The organism is Paenibacillus sp. J31P316 (assembly GCF_056269105.1).
Genome location: NZ_JBWDNI010000001.1, coordinates 1,130,417 through 1,149,088 on the forward strand (window position 1 = coordinate 1,130,417; position 18,672 = coordinate 1,149,088).

Annotated in this window: 16 protein-coding genes; 6 read left to right on the top strand and 10 right to left on the bottom strand. The window is 55.5% G+C overall.

Annotated elements, in window-relative coordinates; genetic code table 11:
• Positions 1–34 precede the first annotated feature (34 nt).
• The 3 genes from AC0YNU_RS04955 to AC0YNU_RS04965 all read right to left on the bottom strand — a co-directional run bounded on the left by AC0YNU_RS04955 (position 35) and on the right by AC0YNU_RS04965 (position 3,358).
• Positions 35–841 (bottom strand): hypothetical protein, encoded by an 807-nt coding sequence (locus tag AC0YNU_RS04955; RefSeq protein ID WP_475753710.1) that lies wholly within the window; start codon positions 839–841, stop codon positions 35–37.
• Between the two features lie 193 nt (positions 842–1,034).
• Positions 1,035–2,495 carry a hypothetical protein gene (locus AC0YNU_RS04960; protein ID WP_475753712.1) on the bottom strand — a complete coding sequence of 487 codons (1,461 nt, stop codon included), beginning with the start codon at positions 2,493–2,495 and terminating at the stop codon, positions 1,035–1,037.
• 35 nt (positions 2,496–2,530) lie between these two features.
• Entirely contained in the window at positions 2,531–3,358 is an 828-nt protein-coding gene (locus tag AC0YNU_RS04965; protein ID WP_475753714.1) for a hypothetical protein, read from the bottom strand.
• A gap of 231 nt (positions 3,359–3,589) precedes the next feature.
• Between AC0YNU_RS04965 and AC0YNU_RS04970 the strand changes: the two genes are divergently transcribed.
• Positions 3,590–4,489 carry an SDR family oxidoreductase gene (locus AC0YNU_RS04970; RefSeq protein WP_475753716.1) on the top strand — a complete coding sequence of 300 codons (900 nt, stop codon included), beginning with the start codon at positions 3,590–3,592 and terminating at the stop codon, positions 4,487–4,489.
• 86 nt (positions 4,490–4,575) lie between these two features.
• On the opposite strand, the gene AC0YNU_RS04975 is transcribed toward AC0YNU_RS04970, so the two are convergent.
• Positions 4,576–6,030 carry an aldehyde dehydrogenase family protein gene (locus tag AC0YNU_RS04975; RefSeq protein ID WP_475753718.1) on the bottom strand — a complete coding sequence of 485 codons (1,455 nt, stop codon included), beginning with the start codon at positions 6,028–6,030 and terminating at the stop codon, positions 4,576–4,578.
• Between the two features lie 12 nt (positions 6,031–6,042).
• Entirely contained in the window at positions 6,043–7,086 is a 1,044-nt protein-coding gene (locus AC0YNU_RS04980) for a zinc-dependent alcohol dehydrogenase family protein (protein ID WP_475753720.1), read from the bottom strand.
• A 135-nt stretch (positions 7,087–7,221) separates the two neighbouring features.
• Between AC0YNU_RS04980 and AC0YNU_RS04985 the strand changes: the two genes are divergently transcribed.
• Positions 7,222–8,106 (top strand): LysR family transcriptional regulator, encoded by an 885-nt coding sequence (locus AC0YNU_RS04985; protein WP_475753722.1) that lies wholly within the window; start codon positions 7,222–7,224, stop codon positions 8,104–8,106.
• A gap of 155 nt (positions 8,107–8,261) precedes the next feature.
• The gene (locus AC0YNU_RS04990; RefSeq protein ID WP_475753724.1) at positions 8,262–9,341 is read left to right on the top strand and encodes a lactonase family protein; all 1,080 of its coding nucleotides are present in this window, start codon (positions 8,262–8,264) and stop codon (positions 9,339–9,341) included.
• A 969-nt stretch (positions 9,342–10,310) separates the two neighbouring features.
• Here AC0YNU_RS04990 and AC0YNU_RS04995 read toward each other — a convergent pair.
• A complete protein-coding gene (locus AC0YNU_RS04995) occupies positions 10,311–11,240 on the bottom strand; it encodes an NADP-dependent oxidoreductase (protein ID WP_475753726.1) in 930 nt (309 codons plus the stop codon).
• A gap of 198 nt (positions 11,241–11,438) precedes the next feature.
• Between AC0YNU_RS04995 and AC0YNU_RS05000 the strand changes: the two genes are divergently transcribed.
• Positions 11,439–11,936, top strand: a complete 498-nt coding sequence (locus AC0YNU_RS05000; protein WP_475753728.1) for a MarR family winged helix-turn-helix transcriptional regulator — start codon at positions 11,439–11,441, stop codon at positions 11,934–11,936.
• Positions 11,937–12,021: 85 nt separating this feature from the next.
• Entirely contained in the window at positions 12,022–12,459 is a 438-nt protein-coding gene (locus AC0YNU_RS05005) for a nuclear transport factor 2 family protein (protein WP_475753730.1), read from the top strand.
• Positions 12,460–12,596: 137 nt separating this feature from the next.
• Here AC0YNU_RS05005 and fsa read toward each other — a convergent pair whose 3' ends face one another.
• The 3 genes from fsa to zwf are packed head-to-tail and all read right to left on the bottom strand — an operon-like array spanning position 12,597 to position 16,887.
• The gene (fsa, locus tag AC0YNU_RS05010; protein ID WP_475753732.1) at positions 12,597–13,262 is read right to left on the bottom strand and encodes a fructose-6-phosphate aldolase; all 666 of its coding nucleotides are present in this window, start codon (positions 13,260–13,262) and stop codon (positions 12,597–12,599) included.
• Positions 13,263–13,310: 48 nt separating this feature from the next.
• The gene (gene tkt / locus AC0YNU_RS05015) at positions 13,311–15,299 is read right to left on the bottom strand and encodes a transketolase (RefSeq protein WP_475753981.1); all 1,989 of its coding nucleotides are present in this window, start codon (positions 15,297–15,299) and stop codon (positions 13,311–13,313) included.
• The gene (gene zwf, locus AC0YNU_RS05020; protein ID WP_475753734.1) at positions 15,283–16,887 is read right to left on the bottom strand and encodes a glucose-6-phosphate dehydrogenase; all 1,605 of its coding nucleotides are present in this window, start codon (positions 16,885–16,887) and stop codon (positions 15,283–15,285) included. The genes tkt and zwf overlap by 17 nt, the downstream gene beginning before the upstream one ends.
• Positions 16,888–17,007: 120 nt before the next feature.
• On the opposite strand from zwf, the gene AC0YNU_RS05025 reads away from it, so the two are divergent.
• A complete protein-coding gene (locus AC0YNU_RS05025; RefSeq protein ID WP_475753983.1) occupies positions 17,008–17,886 on the top strand; it encodes a LysR family transcriptional regulator in 879 nt (292 codons plus the stop codon).
• A 244-nt stretch (positions 17,887–18,130) separates the two neighbouring features.
• Here the strand turns inward: AC0YNU_RS05025 and AC0YNU_RS05030 are convergent, their stop codons facing one another.
• A complete protein-coding gene (locus AC0YNU_RS05030; protein WP_475753736.1) occupies positions 18,131–18,592 on the bottom strand; it encodes an SRPBCC family protein in 462 nt (153 codons plus the stop codon).
• Positions 18,593–18,672 lie beyond the last annotated feature (80 nt).

Genomic DNA, 18,672 nt, shown 5'->3' on the forward strand with positions numbered 1-18,672 from the left:
GCAGCCGCTCTTTCGGCTTTGGGGCATTCTTTGTTTACGAGCACGCTGCGGCTTTGATCCGCTGCACTTCATTTTCCCGTTCATCCGGCGTCATGCGCGGACAGACGAAGCATTTCTCTCCGCCCTCGCGGCGGTCGTACTGGCAGCAGCCGGAACGCATCACCCAGCGTTCGCCCTCTTGATATGGATTGTCGACGTAACGAACCTGCCATTGAAACGGATTCCCTTTCCGCTGGAACGCTTCCGGAGGGACTGCCTCCGACAGAAGCCGGAAATGATGCTCGAAGCGGTCCGTAATTACGGGAGGGAGCCCCATCTTCCTTACGTAATCATCGACCATGGCTGCGATTCCGCCGAATTGGGCCCAGATCTGCTCCGGCTTCATTCCGCTTGCAGCGGCAATCGCTGTCACGGCAGGCGTCACGTCTTCCGTCATGAATCGCTTCCAATCCTCTGCCACGAAGGCATCGCCATTCTCGCCAGGGATCGGCAGCGTCCGAACTTCTTGAATGCGATAACCGAAATGCGGATGGCCATGGCCTTCCTCGTAATCGATCTGAAAGGTTAAGTTGGACAGCGGAAGCTCCAGCACCTCCCCGTACATCGCCAGGAAGATCAGCTTCGTTATGCTCAAATTGCACAGCGACGTACCGATAAAAGAACCCGGCAGCTTCAAGTCGATCGCCTGAACGATCTTCCCCGCCTTGCGCATCATTTCTTCCAGCCTGTCGGCTTGAAAGAAGCCTGACGCCGGCATTTCATCCAGCACATGCTCTACCCCGTCCGGGGAAATATGAAAATAGGTGTTCACCAGTGAAAAATCGTATGCCGTCGTCGTCATTTCATTGTCCGCTCCCTATGATAATGATTATCATTTCCGTTTATTCTATCATATTGAGCGGAGGTGCACAATTATTCATCTGAATCTTTCAGCGAATGAAACGGGATAGAAAAAAGGCGGCTAGAGCGTTATGCTCTGACCACCTTTTTGCGCGAAGATCGACTATGCATGCTAATCCGCCATTACTCCGCCGTTATTCCGTAATCTCGAATCCCATGCGAATCGCCGGAATCGCGGAGCCTGGATGGTCTGCCCCGTACGTAAGCTGCGGCGAGACATACACATCCGGGTTGGCCTGCTTGCCGCGGTAGATGCCCGGATACAGATCGATGATATGATAGCCCCGCTGACCGGAAGCGACAACCTTGAACGTCACGGTTCCCTGGCTGTTGAAGCCGCACATGTAACCTACGTACGCGTTATCATAATCCAAATAATACGCGTTGTCGTATTCCGTCCAACCGACGCCTTTGATCTGAATCGTGATTTCAGTGCCTGCAGGTCCGGAAGCCTGCGACATCTTCACGATCGAAGGCGTGATGGCCAGGTACGTCTCGGCATAGGTCACGCCTCCAACCTTGAGCTCGATCAGATGAGGCACGCCGCCAAGGTCGTCTGGCACATCGAAATCATAGCTCAGATTGCCGTCCTTATCCGACTGCGCATTTCCGAGCGAACTGATCTTCTCGGCAAATCCGTTGCCGGACACGCGGCTGCCTGCCATCGTATGCCATACGAAGCTGACCTTCTTGCCTGCCGGCAAGCCGCTCGCCTTCAGCGTTACGTCATCTCCGACTTGCCCTGCGGAACGACTCAGCGAAGCGGCTACGCCTGCCTTGTTCTTAAGCGCGGGCATGGTCACGCCGCCGCCTGCCGCCACGGGCTGAGCCTCGACTTCATTCTGTTTGACCGGAGCTTCGTCCGTCACGTTGAACGTGAAGTACGGTACGGGCAGATAGGACGTCGGCGCTTCCGTGTGGTTCAAGTACGGCATGCCCAAGTAACCGTGCCAAATCGTGATCGTGTGCTGCCCCACTGGGCCCGCGGCGCGAATCTTGGCGGTGGCGCTGCCGTTCGTGGACACCGCCGAGATCAGGCCGGTCATCTTGTTGTCGTACGTCAGTTGCCAATTGCTCTCCATCGTGGCATAGCTGATGCCTTCGGCTTGTACGGTAATCTCCGTTCCAACCGGTCCGGATTCGGGAGAAATATGGAACGTCGGCGCGACAAACAAGCTGGTTTGCGCGACGACTTGGTTATTTTGACGCACATACACCGTGTGGTCGCCGCCGAAGCCCTTCGGCACGACGATGCTTCCCGACCACTGGCCGTCCTGATCGGCCGTGCCAATCAAGAGCGACGCAACCTCGCGTTTGAATTCCGGTCCGATAAACGTGTAGATGCCGTCGATTTTGTAGCTGCCCTTCTCCGTTTCCCAGATAATTCTGGCGGGGGTGTTCGGCTTCAGGCCGACGACCTTAAAATGTACTTCTGCGCCAACGGTTCCTTGACTCTCGAGCATCTGGATCGACGGCTTCGAATCCGATGCCTTCTCCTCGGCGGCGGAAGCCCCTGTCAGGGCGAAGGATGACAGAAACAGAAAGCATAGACTAAGAATGATGGCTGGTTTGCGAATAAAGGTGCTCGGCTTCAAAGTGGATGCCTCTTTCTCCTAAGGGCGGATTTGAATTACTTAGCTGGTGCTTCGACTGCTTTCGTGCTGCCGCTATCCGCTGCGTCGGTTGCCGCTGGCGTGGTGGCTGTCGTGTCGGCTGCCGCAGGCGCGTCGCCGATCGTGACGAGCGAAGGCATAACGTTGAACGGCTCGTATTTGCCCTTCATCGAAGCAGTCTCGGCTGTAACAAAGTAATTCAGCGTGCCTTTAGGCGTCTTGTCGGTCACGGTGTATCTAACCGTCCAGAAGCGATCCGCGTTCGGCATATCCGGCGGATGCGTGCTCAGGACCATGTCGAGCACTTCGCCCGTGGACAAATGCAATTGCAGCTTCGCGTCCTCGGCGAGCTGGCCCGTAATCGGATTGATCGCTTTCATGCGGAATACGATGCCGTCCCCGACCGTAAAGCGGTTCTGAAGCACGCAGCCTGCATTGGATGATACGGTGTCGCCGTACACGACCAGCTTCGAGGCGAATTTAATGGCCGCCGTGCGCGTCTTGCCATCCCATGTCAAGCTGCTCGCGCCCGAAGCGCTTACCAAATCCTTGATGTACGCGGTCGGAACGCCGCCTGTTTCGACGACTTTGACTTCCTTGCCGTTCACCGTCGCCGTATGTTTCTTGCTGTCGTACGCGATCGCGATGCCGGTTGCAGCGCTGAAGCTCTTGAGGTCGACGTAGATTTTGCCGCCGGACAAATGAACGGCCGACGAGGTCAACGCGCTCCCGTTCACGTTAACCGTGACATCCGCGCTATTCGCCGATACGACGGCCGGCACGGAGATGATAACTGCCGCAGCAAACAAGAGCGAGGCTGCGCTTTTCTTTAGTCCTTTTTTCATCGATATACCCTCCAATTTAGGTGATTAAAGTGCCCAATAGACCAATTTCGGCCTACTTGGGACTCAAATTCAAAAACAATAGTAACACACGTATATTTCCCTATCAATCCAATTTTTGTAAGTATAGATATATTTTTCACTTCGCCCCTGGAACTTCCCGACGACTAGGCAAACACCCTCACGCTCAAGGATGAATAGTCTGAATCAGCCGATTACAATGGAGGTTCTGCGATGATTCCGGGATATCCCTACTACAGTCAAGAAACGAAATGCAAGCAGGTGCCGGTGACGTTTCCTCCCCAGCATCAGGATCGACAGCCCGGCTTGGAATATCTCATGACTCCGCTGCCGATCTCGGATAATCCGGGATACAAGGGAAGCGGCAAATTAGCGGGCAAAATCGCGATTATTACGGGCGGCGACAGCGGCATCGGGCGCGCTGTGGCCATCGCCTTCGCCAAAGAAGGCGCGGATGTCGCCATCGTCTATCTGTATGAGCGCGAGGACGCCACCGCGACCAAGCACATGGTTGAGCAGTACGGCCGTCAATGCCTGCTAATCGAGGGCGACCTGCGGCGGCCGGCGTTCTCCGCCGAGATCGTACGGTGCACGCTGGAACACTACGGCAAGCTCGACGTGCTCGTGCTGAACCAAGGCGTCCAATTCCCGCAGAAGAGCATTCTCGATATTACCGACGAGCAGCTGGAGGATACGTATCGGACGAACATCTTCCCCCACTTCTATCTGACGAAAGCGGCCCTTCCGCATCTCCTTCCGGGAAGCACGATTATTAGCACGGCATCGGTTACCGCCTACGCGGGAGCCCCCCTGCTCGTCGATTATTCGTCCACGAAAGGCGCCATCGTCTCCTTCACCCGCTCGTTGTCCCTGCAGCTCGTAGAGAAGGGCATCCGGGTCAACGCCGTAGCGCCCGGTCCGATCTGGACCCCGCTCATCGTATCCAGTTATTCCGCCGACTACGTGAAGACGTTCGGGCTGGAAACGCCAATGAAGCGCGCCGGCCAGCCGTTCGAGCTCGCCCCGACGTACGTCTACTTGGCATCCGACGATTCGTCTTTCGTCACAGGCCAAGTGCTGCACGTGAACGGCGGCATCATGACGGAAACCTAGTACACCCTGGCAACGTCGCAGAAGGATGACAAAAAGATCCCCGACTGCGAATGCAATCGGGGATCTTTGAAATCTTACTGCATGGATTAGAACGGGAATTTGCGCGGCTCTTGCTGCACGGACACCCATTTGGTCGTCGTCATTTCATCGAAGCCGTAGTTGCCGCCGTAATGGCCGATGCCGGAAGACTTCTCGCCGCCGAACGGCGCATTGACGTCCATGTTGGCCGTCGTGTCGTTCACATGCGTCATGCCGCTCTCGATCAGGCGTGCGAACGCATCGCCTTTAGCCAGATCTTGCGTGAACACGGCGCTGGACAGGCCGTATTCCGTGTTGTTCGCCCATTCCAGCACTTCCTCGTCCGTATCGAACGGAATGATCGTGGCGATCGGTCCGAAAATCTCGGTCTGCGCAAGCCTCGAGTCCTGCTTCACGTCCGCGAAGATGAACGGCGTCACGATATTGCCGATTTGTTTGCCTTCGAGCACGACGCGAGCGCCGTCCTGCTTGGCGATTTCCGCAAGCGCCATGACTTTCTGAACCTGTCTCTCGTTGATCAGCGTGCCGATGATGACCTTCGGATCGGACGGATCGCCGTACGGAACCTGCTGTGCGCGTTCCGCAAATTTCTTGATAAAGGTTTCGTAATGCTTGCGATGAACGAAGAAACGGTTCGTGCATACGCACACCTGACCTGCATTGAAAAATTTGCTGAATACCGCCGCGTCGATGGCATGATCCAAGTCGGCATCCTCGAACACGATGAACGGATTGTTGCCGCCCAGCTCCAGGGACGGACGCTTCAGATGACGTCCGCACAGTTCGCCGATATGGCGCCCTGCTGCCGTAGAACCCGTGAACGAGATGACCCGCGGAACCGGATGCTCGACCAGATAGTCGCCTACTTCTTCGAGATCGTAAGCGACGACGTTCAGCACGCCCTTCGGCAGGCCGGCCTGTTCGAATACGTCGGCAATGATCGGTCCGCCGGTAATGAAGGTTTGGGAATCCGGCTTCAGCACGACGGCGTCGCCGACGGCAATCGCGATGACGATGCAGCGGATCGCCGAGATAATCGAGAAGTTGAACGGCGTAATGACACCGACAACGCCTGCCGGGTGGTGGTAGACGCGATTCTCTTTGCCCGGGTAGGCTGCAGGGAACACGTCTACTTCGCCCATTTTATCGACGTATTTGACCGCGTCTTTTGTCGTCATGACGGCAGCCATCAGCTCGACCATCGTTTTGGTCACGGAGCTGCCTGCTTCCTTGACCATAGCCGCGACGATCTCGTCTTTTCGGGCCATGAACAAATCAGCCGCTTTCAGAAGCACCTGCTTCTTCGTCTCGGCAGGCGCTTTCGCCCATTCCTTCTGCGCCGCTTTGGCTGCGGCATAGGCTTCGTCGATATCAGCGCGGTTCGCAAGCTTGATGCGCACGACAACCTCGCCATTGTACGGATTGACATTCTCGTATATCTTCTCGCTCGAGCCGTCTCTCCATACGCCGTCGATGTATAGTTTCGAATATTTATCGGACATGAATGAAGCCTCCTAGTATTTCGTGATGACAGTCACGCCGACGCCGGCATAGGTAGCCATGTCATCGAACGCGGCATTGATATCTTCCAGCGCGATTTGCTTCGTGACCAGCTTGCCCGGGTTGAGCCTGCCTTGCTCGACCATCCGCAGCATCTCCGGATATTCCGGAATCGGCATGCCCGCGGAGCCGATGAGCTGCAGCTCATAAGCCAATAACAGGTTGACCGGAATGGGCGTCATGCCGCCGTTCGGATTGGAGCTCATGCCGATTTGCACGTGACGGCCGCGCTTGCGCAGGCTCATGACGGAATTGAGGCAGGTTTCTTGAATGCCGAGGGCATCGATGGACAGATGGGCGCCGCCCTTTGTCAGCTCCTTAATGGCTTGCGGCGCGTTGTGCGCTTTGCTGTTGACTGTCGCCACGGCGCCCATTTCTTTGGCGAAGGCCAGCTTGTCGTCGGCAATGTCGACGGCGATGACGTTAGCGCCCGCTGCGGAAGCGATTTGGATCGCGGACAAGCCCACGCCGCCGGTTCCGTATACCGCAACCCATTCGCCCGGACCGACTTGGCCCTGCGCGACCGTACCGTGGTAAGCGGTCATGAAGCGGCAGCCCATCGCGGCAGCGCTCAAGAAGTCGACGCCCTCCGGCAAGTGAAGCAGGTTAAGGTCCGCATTCGGAATGTGAATGTATTCCGCGTAACCGCCGTTGAAATGCATGCCGACCAGGCGGCTGTTATCGCATACATTATGGTGACCGGACAAGCAGTGCGGGCACACGCCGTCTCCTTGATTGAAAGGCACGAGCACGCGGTCGCCTTTCTTGAAGTTGCGGATGTTGCTGCCGACGGACTCGACGATGCCGCTCATTTCATGTCCTAGAATATGGGGGAACTCATTGACCATCGACATTTTGCCATGGATGGCATGCAAGTCGCTGCGGCATACGCCGGAGGCTTGCAATTTCAAAATGACGCCGTTCGGCGTTAATTCGGGATCCGCGACTTGTCTGACGGCCAAGGGCTGGTTAAACCCTTCCAATACTGCTGCTTTCATAATCTATAACATCTCCCGTTCATATAGAGGTAATGGTTCCGGCTCCTATTATAATTCGGGGAATTAATACTGTATAATACATAGTTAGCCATAGGAACATGCCATTAAAGCTATGAATGAAGGAGTATGACGCGCGTGGAGTTCTTGCAATTGAAGTATTTTCAAACGGTCGCCAGGCTGGAACATATCACGAAAGCCGCGGAGGAATTGAATGTCGCGCAGCCCTCCCTCAGCAAAATGATCGCGCGCCTGGAGAAGAACCTCGGCTTGCCGCTGTTCGAACGGCAAGGACGCAGCATCCGGCTCAATCCGTTCGGAAAAGCTTACTTGGAGCACGTGGACCGGGCGTTCAGGGAATTGGAGGAAGGCGAGCGCCAAATTCAGGACATGGCGGGGCTAAGCAAAGGGAGCATCACGATGGCGGTCTCCATCACGAACGTGCTGCCGGATCTGCTGGGCAAGTTTTTGAAGCTGCATCCGAACGTGCATTTCAAGCAGGTATTGGAACCAACGGCCGTGGTCAAGCGCATGTTGGAGGACGGCGAAATCGATCTATGCATCACGTCGGGACCTATCGAAGGGCCGGATCTGGAATGGCGGCCGCTGGTAACGGAAGAGATCATCGTCGTTCTCCCCGAACAGCACCGGCTGGCGGGACGCGGAAGCATCGATCTGATCGAACTGAAGGATGAGCCGTTCCTCACGCTTCGCTCGGGCTATTGGTTCCGGAGCTTGATGGAAGACATCTGCGTGCAAGCCGGCTTCACGCCCAACATCGTCTTCGAATTGAACGAGCCGGATGCGCTCGTCTTCCTCATCCGTCAAGGTCTCGGCATCAGCCTTGTTCCCACGATGGGCTGGGAGGCTAGATCGAGCCTGATTCCCGCACACCTGAAGATCAACGATCCGGTCAGCCAGTTGACGACGGGACTCATCTGGTCACGGAAGCATTATCTGTCGCTTGCGGCGCAGCGGTTCCGGCAATTCGTCATCGACTACTACGCGGAGCTGAAGAAATAGCATGTAGGGACAAGTCGATAGGCAGACAGGATTAGTTAGCGATGGATGCGATGTGATGCGACTTTTGCGTATCGAATGCCTTTTGCAAGAATTAATGGTAAAATGTTAGGTTAGAACGTATCCCTAAATCAACCCACTTGGAGGTGCGCCCGAACATGGCGACGACTCGAACTTTTGCCTTTATCGGCTCTTACGCGGACGCGGCTGGCCCTGGTTTATATGCCTGCGCCTATGACGAGCAGACCGGTGTTTTAACGCTTCTGGATCAGGCGACCGGCCTGCAGAATCCGACGTTTCTCGTCCCGAACGAACAAGACCGGACCGTCTATGCCATCACGGAAAGCAAGGATAACGAAGGCAAGAAATGCGGCGGTGCCGCCGCGTATCGCTTCGATCCCGCGGCCGGGAAGCTGGAGAAGCTGAACGAAGTCATTACGCTTCCCGCGACGACCTGTCACATCACGCTGGATGCTACGCACCGCGCTGCCTTCACGGCAAGCTATCACGGCGGCATGATCGGACTGTCTCCGATTCTGGATGACGGGCGAATCGGACCGACGGCCGACATCCACCGGCACGAAGGCTCCAGCGTCCATTCTGCGCAAACGCAAGCGCGGGCCCACTCGGTCATCGTCGATCGGGCGAATCGGTATGCCGTCGTTTCCGATCTCGGACTGGACAAGCTGTTCGTCTACAAGCTGGATGTGCCGAACCGGCGCATGACGCTCCACAGCGAGACAAGCATCGCTCCCGGTTCGGGACCGCGCCATTTCGTATTTCATCTGGAGCTGCCGTTCGCTTACGGCATCAACGAATTGAACAGCACATTCACGGTTTACGCCTACGATGCGGAAGAAGGGCGTCTGAGCGTCGTTCAAACGCTCTCTACGCTGCCGGACGCCTATATCGGCGAGAATGGCTGCGCGGATATCCACCTCTCTCCTGACGGCAAGTTCCTGTACGGCTCCAACCGCGGGCACGACAGCTTGGCGGTATGCAGCATCGACCCGGCGAGCGGCCAGCTTGAGACCGTGGAATACGCGCCTACGCTTGGCGGTCATCCGCGCAACTTCGGAATCTCGCCGGACGGACGGTTCGTGCTTGTGGCCAACCGCGACGGCAACAACATCGTGACGTTCAGCCGCGATGCCGCGACCGGCAAGCTGCAGCCGACGGGCAGCGAGTTAAGCGTGTCGAAGCCGGTGTGCTTGCGCTTCGCGCAATTGGCTGAATAGCGAGATGCTGATGGATCGGGATTGCGATCCCGATGACAAGCAAAAGAGAGCAGACGGCGATGCCGATTCTGCTCTTTTTGCTGAAGTAGTTTGGAAAGATGCTGTGAAGATCGCTCGCCTTCGAGGACAGCCGTCCTACGAAATTACTGCGTTCTCGAGATCGCACGACTCCGTGAGAGGAGAGTACTTCGGCTGCGAGAACACTCATCTCTCTAGATTACTGCATTCTCGAGATCGCACAACTCCGTGAGAGGAGAGAACTTCGGCTACGAGAACTCCGTCCCTCGAGATCACTGCTTTTACAGATCGCTCGCCTCCGTGAGAGTACATCGGCTACGAGAACACTCGTCTCTCGAGATCACTGCTTTTTCCAGATCGCTCGCCTCCGTGAGAGTACTTCGGCTACGAGAACACTCGTCTCTCGAGATCACTGCTTTTTCCAGATCGCTCGCCTCCGAGGGCACTCCGTCCCGCGAAGGGGTCGCTTGAAATAAATTAACTGCAAAAATACACTTATTTTCTAGCTTTATTAGCGATTCTGGCACAATAAGTGCAAATATGCAGTTATTTTTCACTTCAGAGCGTTATTATGCGTATTTTCCTGAAAATAAGTGCAGAAATGCAGTTATTCCGTGCGCAGCAGGCAAAGGCAAGGAAATAAGTGTAAATATGCAGTTATTTCGAACAGGTTTCATATGGAGTGCAGTCATTTGCAGTCCGGACGCGTCAAGTCTGTGCCCGACCGCAGAAAGCGAAAGCGAAAAGATAAGTGCGGCTGTGCCAAACAGCGGCTATGCCACACAGCAGCTCTGCGGTTAAAGGGAAATGTTCGATGGCCGACCCTATGGAGTAAAATGCCTACTCTACATAAAAAGGAGCAGCGTCGGCATCATGCCGGCCCTGCTCCTATTATTTTCCTGGTGCCGCTGTTGTTAGTCGCTTCAGTTAGAGGTTACTAAGAGAGCGTCCCTAGCTCTCCACCCGCAGCACGATCCGGCCTCTGCCGTGACCGAGCTCGCTCTGCTCATGCGCTTCCCGCACTTCGCTCAAGGAATATACGTGTTGGACGACCGCCTTGACCCGGCCTTCGTCCATCAGAGCGGCGATCGCCGCTAAGTCCTCGCTCGTCGCCAAGCTCGAAGGCAGCACGCGGATGCCGAGCTCCCTTCCTCGCTCCATCGGCGGCTGACCCGTGATCGTAATGAGCGTTCCTCCTCGCTTGACGACCGACCAGGAACGTTCAAGCGTGTCCCTGCCAACCGTATCCAGCACGAAGTCCACGTCCTGCGCGGCCTGTTCGAACGGCTCCGCCTTATAGTCCACCGCCAGGTCGACGCCAAGAGAACGAATGAAATCGATGTTCGCCGGCCCAGCGGTCCCGATGACTTGCGCTCCCTTGCACTTGGCGAACTGCACGGCGAACAAACCGACGCCTCCTGCCGCGCCGTGAATCAAGACACGGTCGCCTGCCTTCACGCCGGCGCTCTCGATTGCGCGCCATGCCGTCGTCGCTCCGCCGGAAATCGCCGCTGCTTCATCGAAGCTGATCGATTTCGGCTTGAGCGCAATGGCATCCACGGCTGCCGTCGTAAATGCTGCATAAGTCCCTTTCGCGCTGCGGCCGAATACCTCTTGCCCCTGCTGAAACGCGGTTACGCCCGGCCCCGTCTCCTCGACGATGCCGGAGAAGGCCGTCCCTGGTATTGCGGGAAACTTGACCGGCATCAGGAACAATCCTTTGCGAATCTTCCAATCGACGGGCAGCACACCTGCCGACTTGACGCGTATTAGCACTTCGCCTGCCAACGGCTGCGGGCGGGGAATACGTTCAAGCTGCAAGACGTCGGAGCCCCCGAATTGATGATACCGGACGGCAGTTTGCAAGAGTTGATCCGTCATAAGCGTTCCTACATCCTCTCAAACGAGAAATTCCGCGCCAAAATTCCGCGGTTAAATCGGTAATCCTTTGCCAACAAACCCATCTAGGATAAAATAAATTGTACAAAGTTGATTTATACTGTGTATACTCACTATTATACACTCGATTGTGAGTATACACAGTATTATTTCGCACTGTCAAGGAGAATGAACACATCCATGAACGATTCCAATTCCAAACCCAATCCCAAATACTCAGCTTCCCAATCAGAAACGCCGACGGCGGGTCAAGTCTTGGAGAAGCTGTTCACGACGACTCACCGTCTGCATTTGCAGTTCGAAACTCGGCTCGCCGAATATGGCCTCCCGGCGTTCATCACAGGTCCACGCCTGCGTTTTCTCGTCACCGTCGCGGAAGCCGGCACGATTCGCATGGGCGATATGGCCGTCAGAAGCGGCATCGCGCCGCGCACCGTGACGCAATTCGTCGATGCGCTCGAGCAGGAGGAACTGCTGCTTCGGCTTCCGGACCCGGAAGATCGCCGCGCGACGCTCCTTCGGCTAACCGATCAGGCCATTCCGCTGATCGAGCAAGCGCGTACCGCCATGAAGGAATCGGCTGCGCACGTGCTCGCTCACCTTGCCCCTCAATCACGAAGTCAATTCTATGAACTCTTGCTGCAGCTCCAAGTATCTCCGGATGCTATCGCCGATTGAACGCTCGCCTCGTTATTTTGGCACGGGCAGACAGAAGATTTTCATGGTACGATGTTGAATAATAAGGACAAGGGAGCTGATGTGCATGAGTACTGGTTTTCTAACCGTGCAGGAAACGCTGGATAATTATCGATCGGCCGCTTACGAGCAGGACGTGGACCGATTCTTAACTTCATTCGCAGCCGACATCCATATGTACGATTGCTGGGACAATTGGTCCATCACGGGCATTTCCGCGTGGAAGGATATCGTCGTTGCGTGGTTTAACGGACTGCGCGAGGAAGGTGTACGGCTCCGAACCGAATTTGACGAATTGGTCATCGAATCCAATGCGAATCTCGCTTTCGTCCGTTGTTCCATTACTTTCGCCGCTTACAGCGAGTCCGGAGAAAAGCTCCGTCAAATCTCGAATCGATTTACCTTTGGTTTAAGAAATGAAAACCATTCCTGGGTCATCGCGCATGCGCATTCCTCGCTGCCTATCAGCATGGAAACCGGGAAAGGTATGTTCAACTTAAAATAAAGCTTGCCCTCCTCCCAAGTAGCGTCCAGTGCTCCAAAGAAATGCAGCGTACCGTGCCGGACATTATCCGAATAAAATCAAAAAAGAGCAGCGCCACAAGGCGCTGCTCTTCTTCGTCTGTCTCTTCTAATCGCTTATTATTGCACGGATTTCTTCCAGTCCGCAGCGAATTTATCCATGCCTTGATCCGTCAGCGGGTGCTTCGAGATTTGCTCGATGACCGAGAACGGAATCGTCGCGATGTGAGCGCCGGCCATGGCAACGCGCGTTACGTGATCCGGGTGGCGGACCGAAGCGGCGATGATCTGCGCACTCAAGTTATGCACGCGGAACAATTCAGCGACCTTCGCGACCAGCTGCACGCCGTCTTCCGAAATATCGTCCAAGCGGCCGAGGAACGGAGATACGTAAGTTGCGCCGGCACGTGCGGCCAAGAGCGCTTGGTTTACGGTGAAGATCAGCGTCACGTTCGTTTTGACGCCTTTGTTCGCCAGGTAACGGCAGGCTTCCAGGCCCGCGAGCGTCATCGGCAGCTTGATCGTGATGTTCTTGTCGTAATCATTGATCTTGATCAGCTCGTTCGCTTGCGCGATCATCTCTTCGGCCGTAAGCGCGTCCGGCGTTACTTCTGCGGATACGGATTCGACTTCAGGCACTTCGCGCAAAATTTCCGCGATACGATCTTCGAATTTCACGCCTTCTTTGGCAACCAGGGACGGATTGGTCGTTACGCCGGATAGTACGCCGACTTTGTACGCTTTGCGGATGTCGGCCAGGTTTGCGGTATCGATGAAAAATTTCATGATCATTACCTCCGAATAGTAGTTTGGGTTTTGTGATCGAATTTTATGTTAGACAAGCAATTTTTTCGCCAAGCTGACGACATTGCTTACAGAGAAGCCGTAGTATTCCATAACCTCGCCGCCAGGACCCGAAGCACCGAACGTATCGATCGACAATACGCTGCCTTCCGGACCCGTGAAGCGATCCCATCCAAGCGAGATGCCCGCCTCGATCGCAAGGCGCTTCGTAACGGCTGCCGGCAGTACCGACTGCTTGTAGCTCGCATCCTGACGGTCGAACATCTCCCGGCTCGGCATTGCGACGACACGCACGGAGACATTGTCTTTCTCCAGTTCTGCTTTCGCTTCTACGGCAAGCGAAACCTCGGAGCCCGTTGCGATCAAGATCACGTCCGGTTTCTCGTTCGTTTCCGTCAGCACGTAACCGCCTTTGGCGACCGCTCCCACGTTGGCCTTCGTCGCTTCATACACCGGCAGGTTTTGTCTGCTCAGCACCAGGGCGACAGGACCATCGTTTTGCTGCAAGGCAAACGCCCAAGCGCTCGCCGTCTCGTTGGCATCCGTCGGACGGATGACCGTCAAGCCCGGAATCGTGCGCAGCGCCGCCAAATGCTCGACGGGTTCATGCGTCGGTCCGTCTTCGCCGACGGCGATCGAATCGTGCGTAAACACGTACGTCACTGGCAGCTTCTGCAGCGCCGCGAGCCGGATCGAAGGCCGCAAGTAGTCGCTGAAGACGAAGAACGTGCTGACGAATGGTTTCACGCCGCCATGCAGCGCCATACCGTTGCCGGCTGCGCCCATCGCATGCTCACGAACGCCGAAGTAGATGTTGCGTCCTGCATAAGACTCTACGGCAAAAATTGCTTCGCCGCTGATGTCCGTCATCGTCGAATGCGACAGATCCGCGCTGCCGCCGAAGATCTCGGGCACGAGCTTCACGTAATGATTAATCGCATTGCCGCTCGCGATCCGCGTCGAGACCGTCTTCGACGGATCGAATGTCAGGATATCCGAAGCATCGAGGGAGACTGTACCGTCGATCGCTTGCGCCAGCTCCTTGCCGAGCGCCGGATACTGTGCTTGATAGGCGGCGTACAGCTGGTTCCATGCCGCTTCTTTCGCCGCACCCTTCGCTTTCAGGTCTTCAAAATGCGCTCTGACTTCATTAGGGACGGTAAACTCTTCCTCGTAATTCCAGCCGTAGACAGCCTTCGTTGCCTTGGCTTCTTCTTTGCCGATCGGAGCGCCGTGCGCCTTGTTCGTACCCGCTACCTTGCTGCCGAAGCCGATGATGGTGCGGACCTCGATCAACGTAGGCTGCGATTCATTCTGCTTGGCTGCCGCAATCGCTGCCGTAATCGCGGCAATGTCGTTGCCGTCTTCTACCCGCAGGTACTGCCAATGGGCTGATTCCGCACGCTTCTTGACATCTTCGCCGAAGGAAAGGTTCAGATCGCCATCGAGCGAGATATCGTTGGAATCGTACAGCACGACCAATTTGCCGAGCTTCATATGGCCTGCCATCGACATGGCTTCATACGAGATTCCTTCCATAAGGCAGCCGTCGCCGACAAGCGCATACGTGTAATGATCGACCACCGGGAAGCTCTCCCGGTTGAATTTCGAAGCCAAATGCGCTTCGGCCATTCCCATGCCGACCGCCATTGCAATCCCTTGGCCAAGCGGCCCCGTCGTCGCGTCGACGCCGTCCGTGTGCCCGAACTCCGGATGGCCCGGCGTGAGGCTGTTCAGCTTGCGGAATTGCTTGAGATCGTCAATGGACACCTGATAGCCGGTCAAATGCAGGAGACTGTACAGCAGCGCCGAGCCGTGACCTGCGGACAAGACGAACCGGTCGCGGTTGAACCATTTGGCATGGCCTGGATTGTGGTTCAGTTCCTTGGCCCATAGGGCGTACGCCATTGGCGCGGCGCCCATCGGCAGGCCGGGGTGACCGGAATTTGCGGCGTTGATGGCGTCGATCGACAAGGTGCGGATCGTATCGACGGCCAGTTGATCAATGGTTTGTGTGATAGGCATAAGTATTTCCCTCTTTCGTTTCGTTTTGCATTTCAATTTGTGTTACATTCTGCATCTCTTCTTCGCTGCTGGCAGCCGTTACCGGCGATTCAGCGACGTTGTCGTTCTCCAGCTCGGTATCGAACTGCCAGCGGTACCCGTCCTTTGCCAGCAGCTCGTCGGATGCGGCCGGACCATATGATCCGGCCGCGTACGTTTGCAGCGGCACGAGGTTTTCGGTAAAGGCGTCCAAGATCGGCTGCACCCATTTCCAAGACAGTTCGACTTCATCCCAGTGGGCGAAGAAGGTCGGATCGCCATTCAATGCATCGCCGATTAAATTCTCGTAAGCCTCTGGCACATCGTGCGAATCGGAACGGAAATCGATGAACATCGGCTTCAGCTCGCCTCGGTGCTCCGGATCCCGCGTGCTCAGCTGCAGCGTGATGCTTTCATTCGGACTGATCTCGAAGACGAGCAGGTTCGGAATTCGGTGTTCGTCGTTCTTCTGCGACGGCTGTTTCAGCGGCTCTTTGAACTCGATGACGATCCGCGTCGATTTCTCCTTCATCCGTTTGCCCGTACGAATATAGAAGGGCACTCCCCGCCAAAAATAATCATCGATCTGCAGTTTCGCCGCGATGAACGTGTCGTTCATGGAATCCGCCGAAATGCCCGGTTCGGACGTATAGCCGGCGACCTCTTTCCCTTGAATGGCGCCTGCCGCATACTGACCGCGTATAACGTTGAGCGCCACATCCTCTTTGAGCAAAGGCTCGAGGGCTTCCATGACCTTCTTCTTCTTCGTGCGCACCTCGTCGGAAGTGCTGTTATGGTTAGGCAGATGAATCGCCAGCATCATCAGCAGTTGCAGCATGTGGTTCTGGAACATGTCTCTGACGGCTCCGACATGGTCGTAATAACCGGCGCGCTCTTCGACGCCGACCGTTTCGTTCGCCGTAATTTGCACGTTGGCGATGTGACGATTGGTCCACAAGGCTTGAAGCACCGGATTCGACTGCTGCAAAATCTCCAGCTTCTGCACCATCGGCTTGCCGAGATAGTGGTCGATGCGGAAAATTTCTTCTTCCGCGAACGAACGGCTTAGATGCTTATTCAAGCTTCTCGCGGATTGCAGATCGTGCCCGAACGGTTTCTCGATCACGAGCCGCTTCCAACCGGCCGCGGAGCTAAGTCCGCTCGCCTGGATATTCGAAGCGATCGTCTCGAAGAATTCCGGTCCGACGGATAAATAGAACAAACGGTTCGGGGCTGCGCCGAGCGCTGCTTCCCGCTGCTCGACAAGCTTGAGCAGCTTATTGTAATCTTCGATGCGGCCGATATCCAGCACGCTGTAGCGGAAGGCCTCCAAGAAGGCGTTCAACGACGAGGCGTCGTTCGGCTCGCGTCTCGAGAACGTGCGGATCGACTGCTCCACGTTCGCCCGAAACTTCTCGTCGGTCAGCTCTCTTCTTCCTAGACCGAATACGGAGAAAGCTTGCGGCAGTTTTCCTTCAACGAACAAATTATACATAGCAGGGTAGATTTTTCGTTTCGCTAAATCCCCTGTTGCTCCAAATAAAACAAACGTTGTTGCATCCATTTCTATTCCTCCCAGCATGGCTTCTCTTTGAGACTGGTTTCTGTTCCCTGAATCCACTATAATACGAATAGCATCCATACATGTAATACATATATTTCACAGGAGCTATAGACCATGTCTATGACCAACAATTACGAACTGTACAAGGTATTCTATTGGGCCGCAAAGACGGGCAGTTTGACACAGGCGGCCAAAGCGCTGTATCTCACCCAACCGAGCGTCAGCCATGCCATTAAGCAGCTGGAAGACAGCTTCGGCATCACGTTGTTTTACCGCAACTCCAAGGGCGTCTCGTTGACGCAGGAGGGCGTTATTCTCTATTCCTACATCGAGAAGTCCCATATTCTGATTTCGCTGGCGGAAGAAAAGATGGCGGCGCTCAAGAAGCTGGACAGCGGCGAGCTGCGAATCGGCGGCAGCGACTCGCTGTTCAAGCATTACTTGCTTCCTTACCTGGAGAACTACCATCAGAAATATCCCGGCATCAAGCTGCATCTCAACCACGGGACGACGCCGGAGACGATTTCGTTCTTGAAGGAAGGCCGAATCGATGTAGGGGTCGTGCGCATGCCGATCGTCGATGACCAACTGGAGGTCATGCGGGGCATTCAGCTGCAGGATTGCTTCGTTGCGGGGAGCCGGTACGCCGAGCTTCAGGGCACGGTGCTCTCGATGGAGCGGCTGCTCGACTTTCCGATCATCCTCTTCTCGCGCAACAGCCGGGTTCGCATGGCCATCACGGAATTGTTCCAAAGCTACGGCTATGAGATCAAGCCCGAGATCGAGGTCGGAAGCGTCGATCTCCTGATCGAGTTCGCGCGCAAAGGGCTCGGCATCTCTTACGTGACGCGAGAGTTCGTCGCCAAGGAGCTGGACGAAGGCTCGCTCTTCGAAATTCAACTGGACGTCAAGCTGCCGCCTTCCCAGGTCGGATTCATGATCATGCGCAATATGCCGCTCTCCAACGCCGCCGGCAAGTTCATCGAGCTCGTCAAATAGTTCGATATGTTCGAGGATGGCGAAGGGGAATGCTCGCGGCCGTCAACGCATCAAAAAAACACGCCGATAGCGGCGTGTTTTTTGGTGCGTTTGTGTGATGCCTTTGTATGATGTATTTGTTTGCTGCCTTTGTTCGATGCCTTGGTATGAAGCGTGATTTTAACTGTGAAAGGTTAAGCATCTATTTAGCTTCGGTATCTATTTAGCTTCCGTATTTAATTCGTTTCCGTATCCTTAAATATCTTTACACGATCGTCAGTGCAGGCAGCGTCCGTCCGGTTTCAAGCAAGCTTTTCAAATTGCTCAAGATCGCCGGCCAGCCGTTATTGATGCCTCGAAAGCCCTGACGCTCGTTGCCATAATCGTTCGGCATCAGATCTTCATGCCTCAGCGTCAGCTTGACCGTCGACGCCATCGGCGTCAGCTCGAAGTTCACCCTCGTGCTGCGCTTGTTCTTCGTATCGCTCTCCAGCCAAATGAACGTATACGATAATCGATGGCAAGGCTCGCTGATGCACACATGCCCTTTGTCCGTCACCCGTTCTGCCTCGTCCTGGAACGTAACCGGCGAGCCTTCCTTCCAGTCCGATTCGATCCTTCTGCCGAACCAATACCGGCGCGTGAGTTCGCCCTGAGTCAGCGCCTCCCACAGCTTCTCGGGCGTCGTGGCCATATAAATGACATAAACAAACGTCGATTCGTTCATCCCCACTGTCCTCCCCATTCACGATTACTCTTCTTCCGCTAGGTTCGCACTTGCGCCATTCAACCACCTCGATGCTTGCA

Excerpts from the sequence above, each read along its gene's own strand:
- AC0YNU_RS05005 (WP_475753730.1), top strand. The coding sequence starts at position 12,022 with ATGAGTACTGGTTTTCTAACCGTGCAGGAAACGCTGGATAATTATCGA.
- zwf (WP_475753734.1), bottom strand. The coding sequence starts at position 16,887 with ATGGATGCAACAACGTTTGTTTTATTTGGAGCAACAGGGGATTTAGCG.
- fsa (WP_475753732.1), bottom strand. The coding sequence starts at position 13,262 with ATGAAATTTTTCATCGATACCGCAAACCTGGCCGACATCCGCAAAGCG.
- AC0YNU_RS04975 (WP_475753718.1), bottom strand. The coding sequence starts at position 6,030 with ATGTCCGATAAATATTCGAAACTATACATCGACGGCGTATGGAGAGAC.
- AC0YNU_RS04970 (WP_475753716.1), top strand. The coding sequence starts at position 3,590 with ATGATTCCGGGATATCCCTACTACAGTCAAGAAACGAAATGCAAGCAG.
- AC0YNU_RS04980 (WP_475753720.1), bottom strand. The coding sequence starts at position 7,086 with ATGAAAGCAGCAGTATTGGAAGGGTTTAACCAGCCCTTGGCCGTCAGA.
- AC0YNU_RS05000 (WP_475753728.1), top strand. The coding sequence starts at position 11,439 with ATGAACGATTCCAATTCCAAACCCAATCCCAAATACTCAGCTTCCCAA.
- AC0YNU_RS05025 (WP_475753983.1), top strand. The coding sequence starts at position 17,008 with ATGACCAACAATTACGAACTGTACAAGGTATTCTATTGGGCCGCAAAG.
- AC0YNU_RS05030 (WP_475753736.1), bottom strand. The coding sequence starts at position 18,592 with ATGAACGAATCGACGTTTGTTTATGTCATTTATATGGCCACGACGCCC.
- AC0YNU_RS04990 (WP_475753724.1), top strand. The coding sequence starts at position 8,262 with ATGGCGACGACTCGAACTTTTGCCTTTATCGGCTCTTACGCGGACGCG.
- AC0YNU_RS04995 (WP_475753726.1), bottom strand. The coding sequence starts at position 11,240 with ATGACGGATCAACTCTTGCAAACTGCCGTCCGGTATCATCAATTCGGG.
- AC0YNU_RS04955 (WP_475753710.1), bottom strand. The coding sequence starts at position 841 with ATGACGACGACGGCATACGATTTTTCACTGGTGAACACCTATTTTCAT.
- AC0YNU_RS04965 (WP_475753714.1), bottom strand. The coding sequence starts at position 3,358 with ATGAAAAAAGGACTAAAGAAAAGCGCAGCCTCGCTCTTGTTTGCTGCG.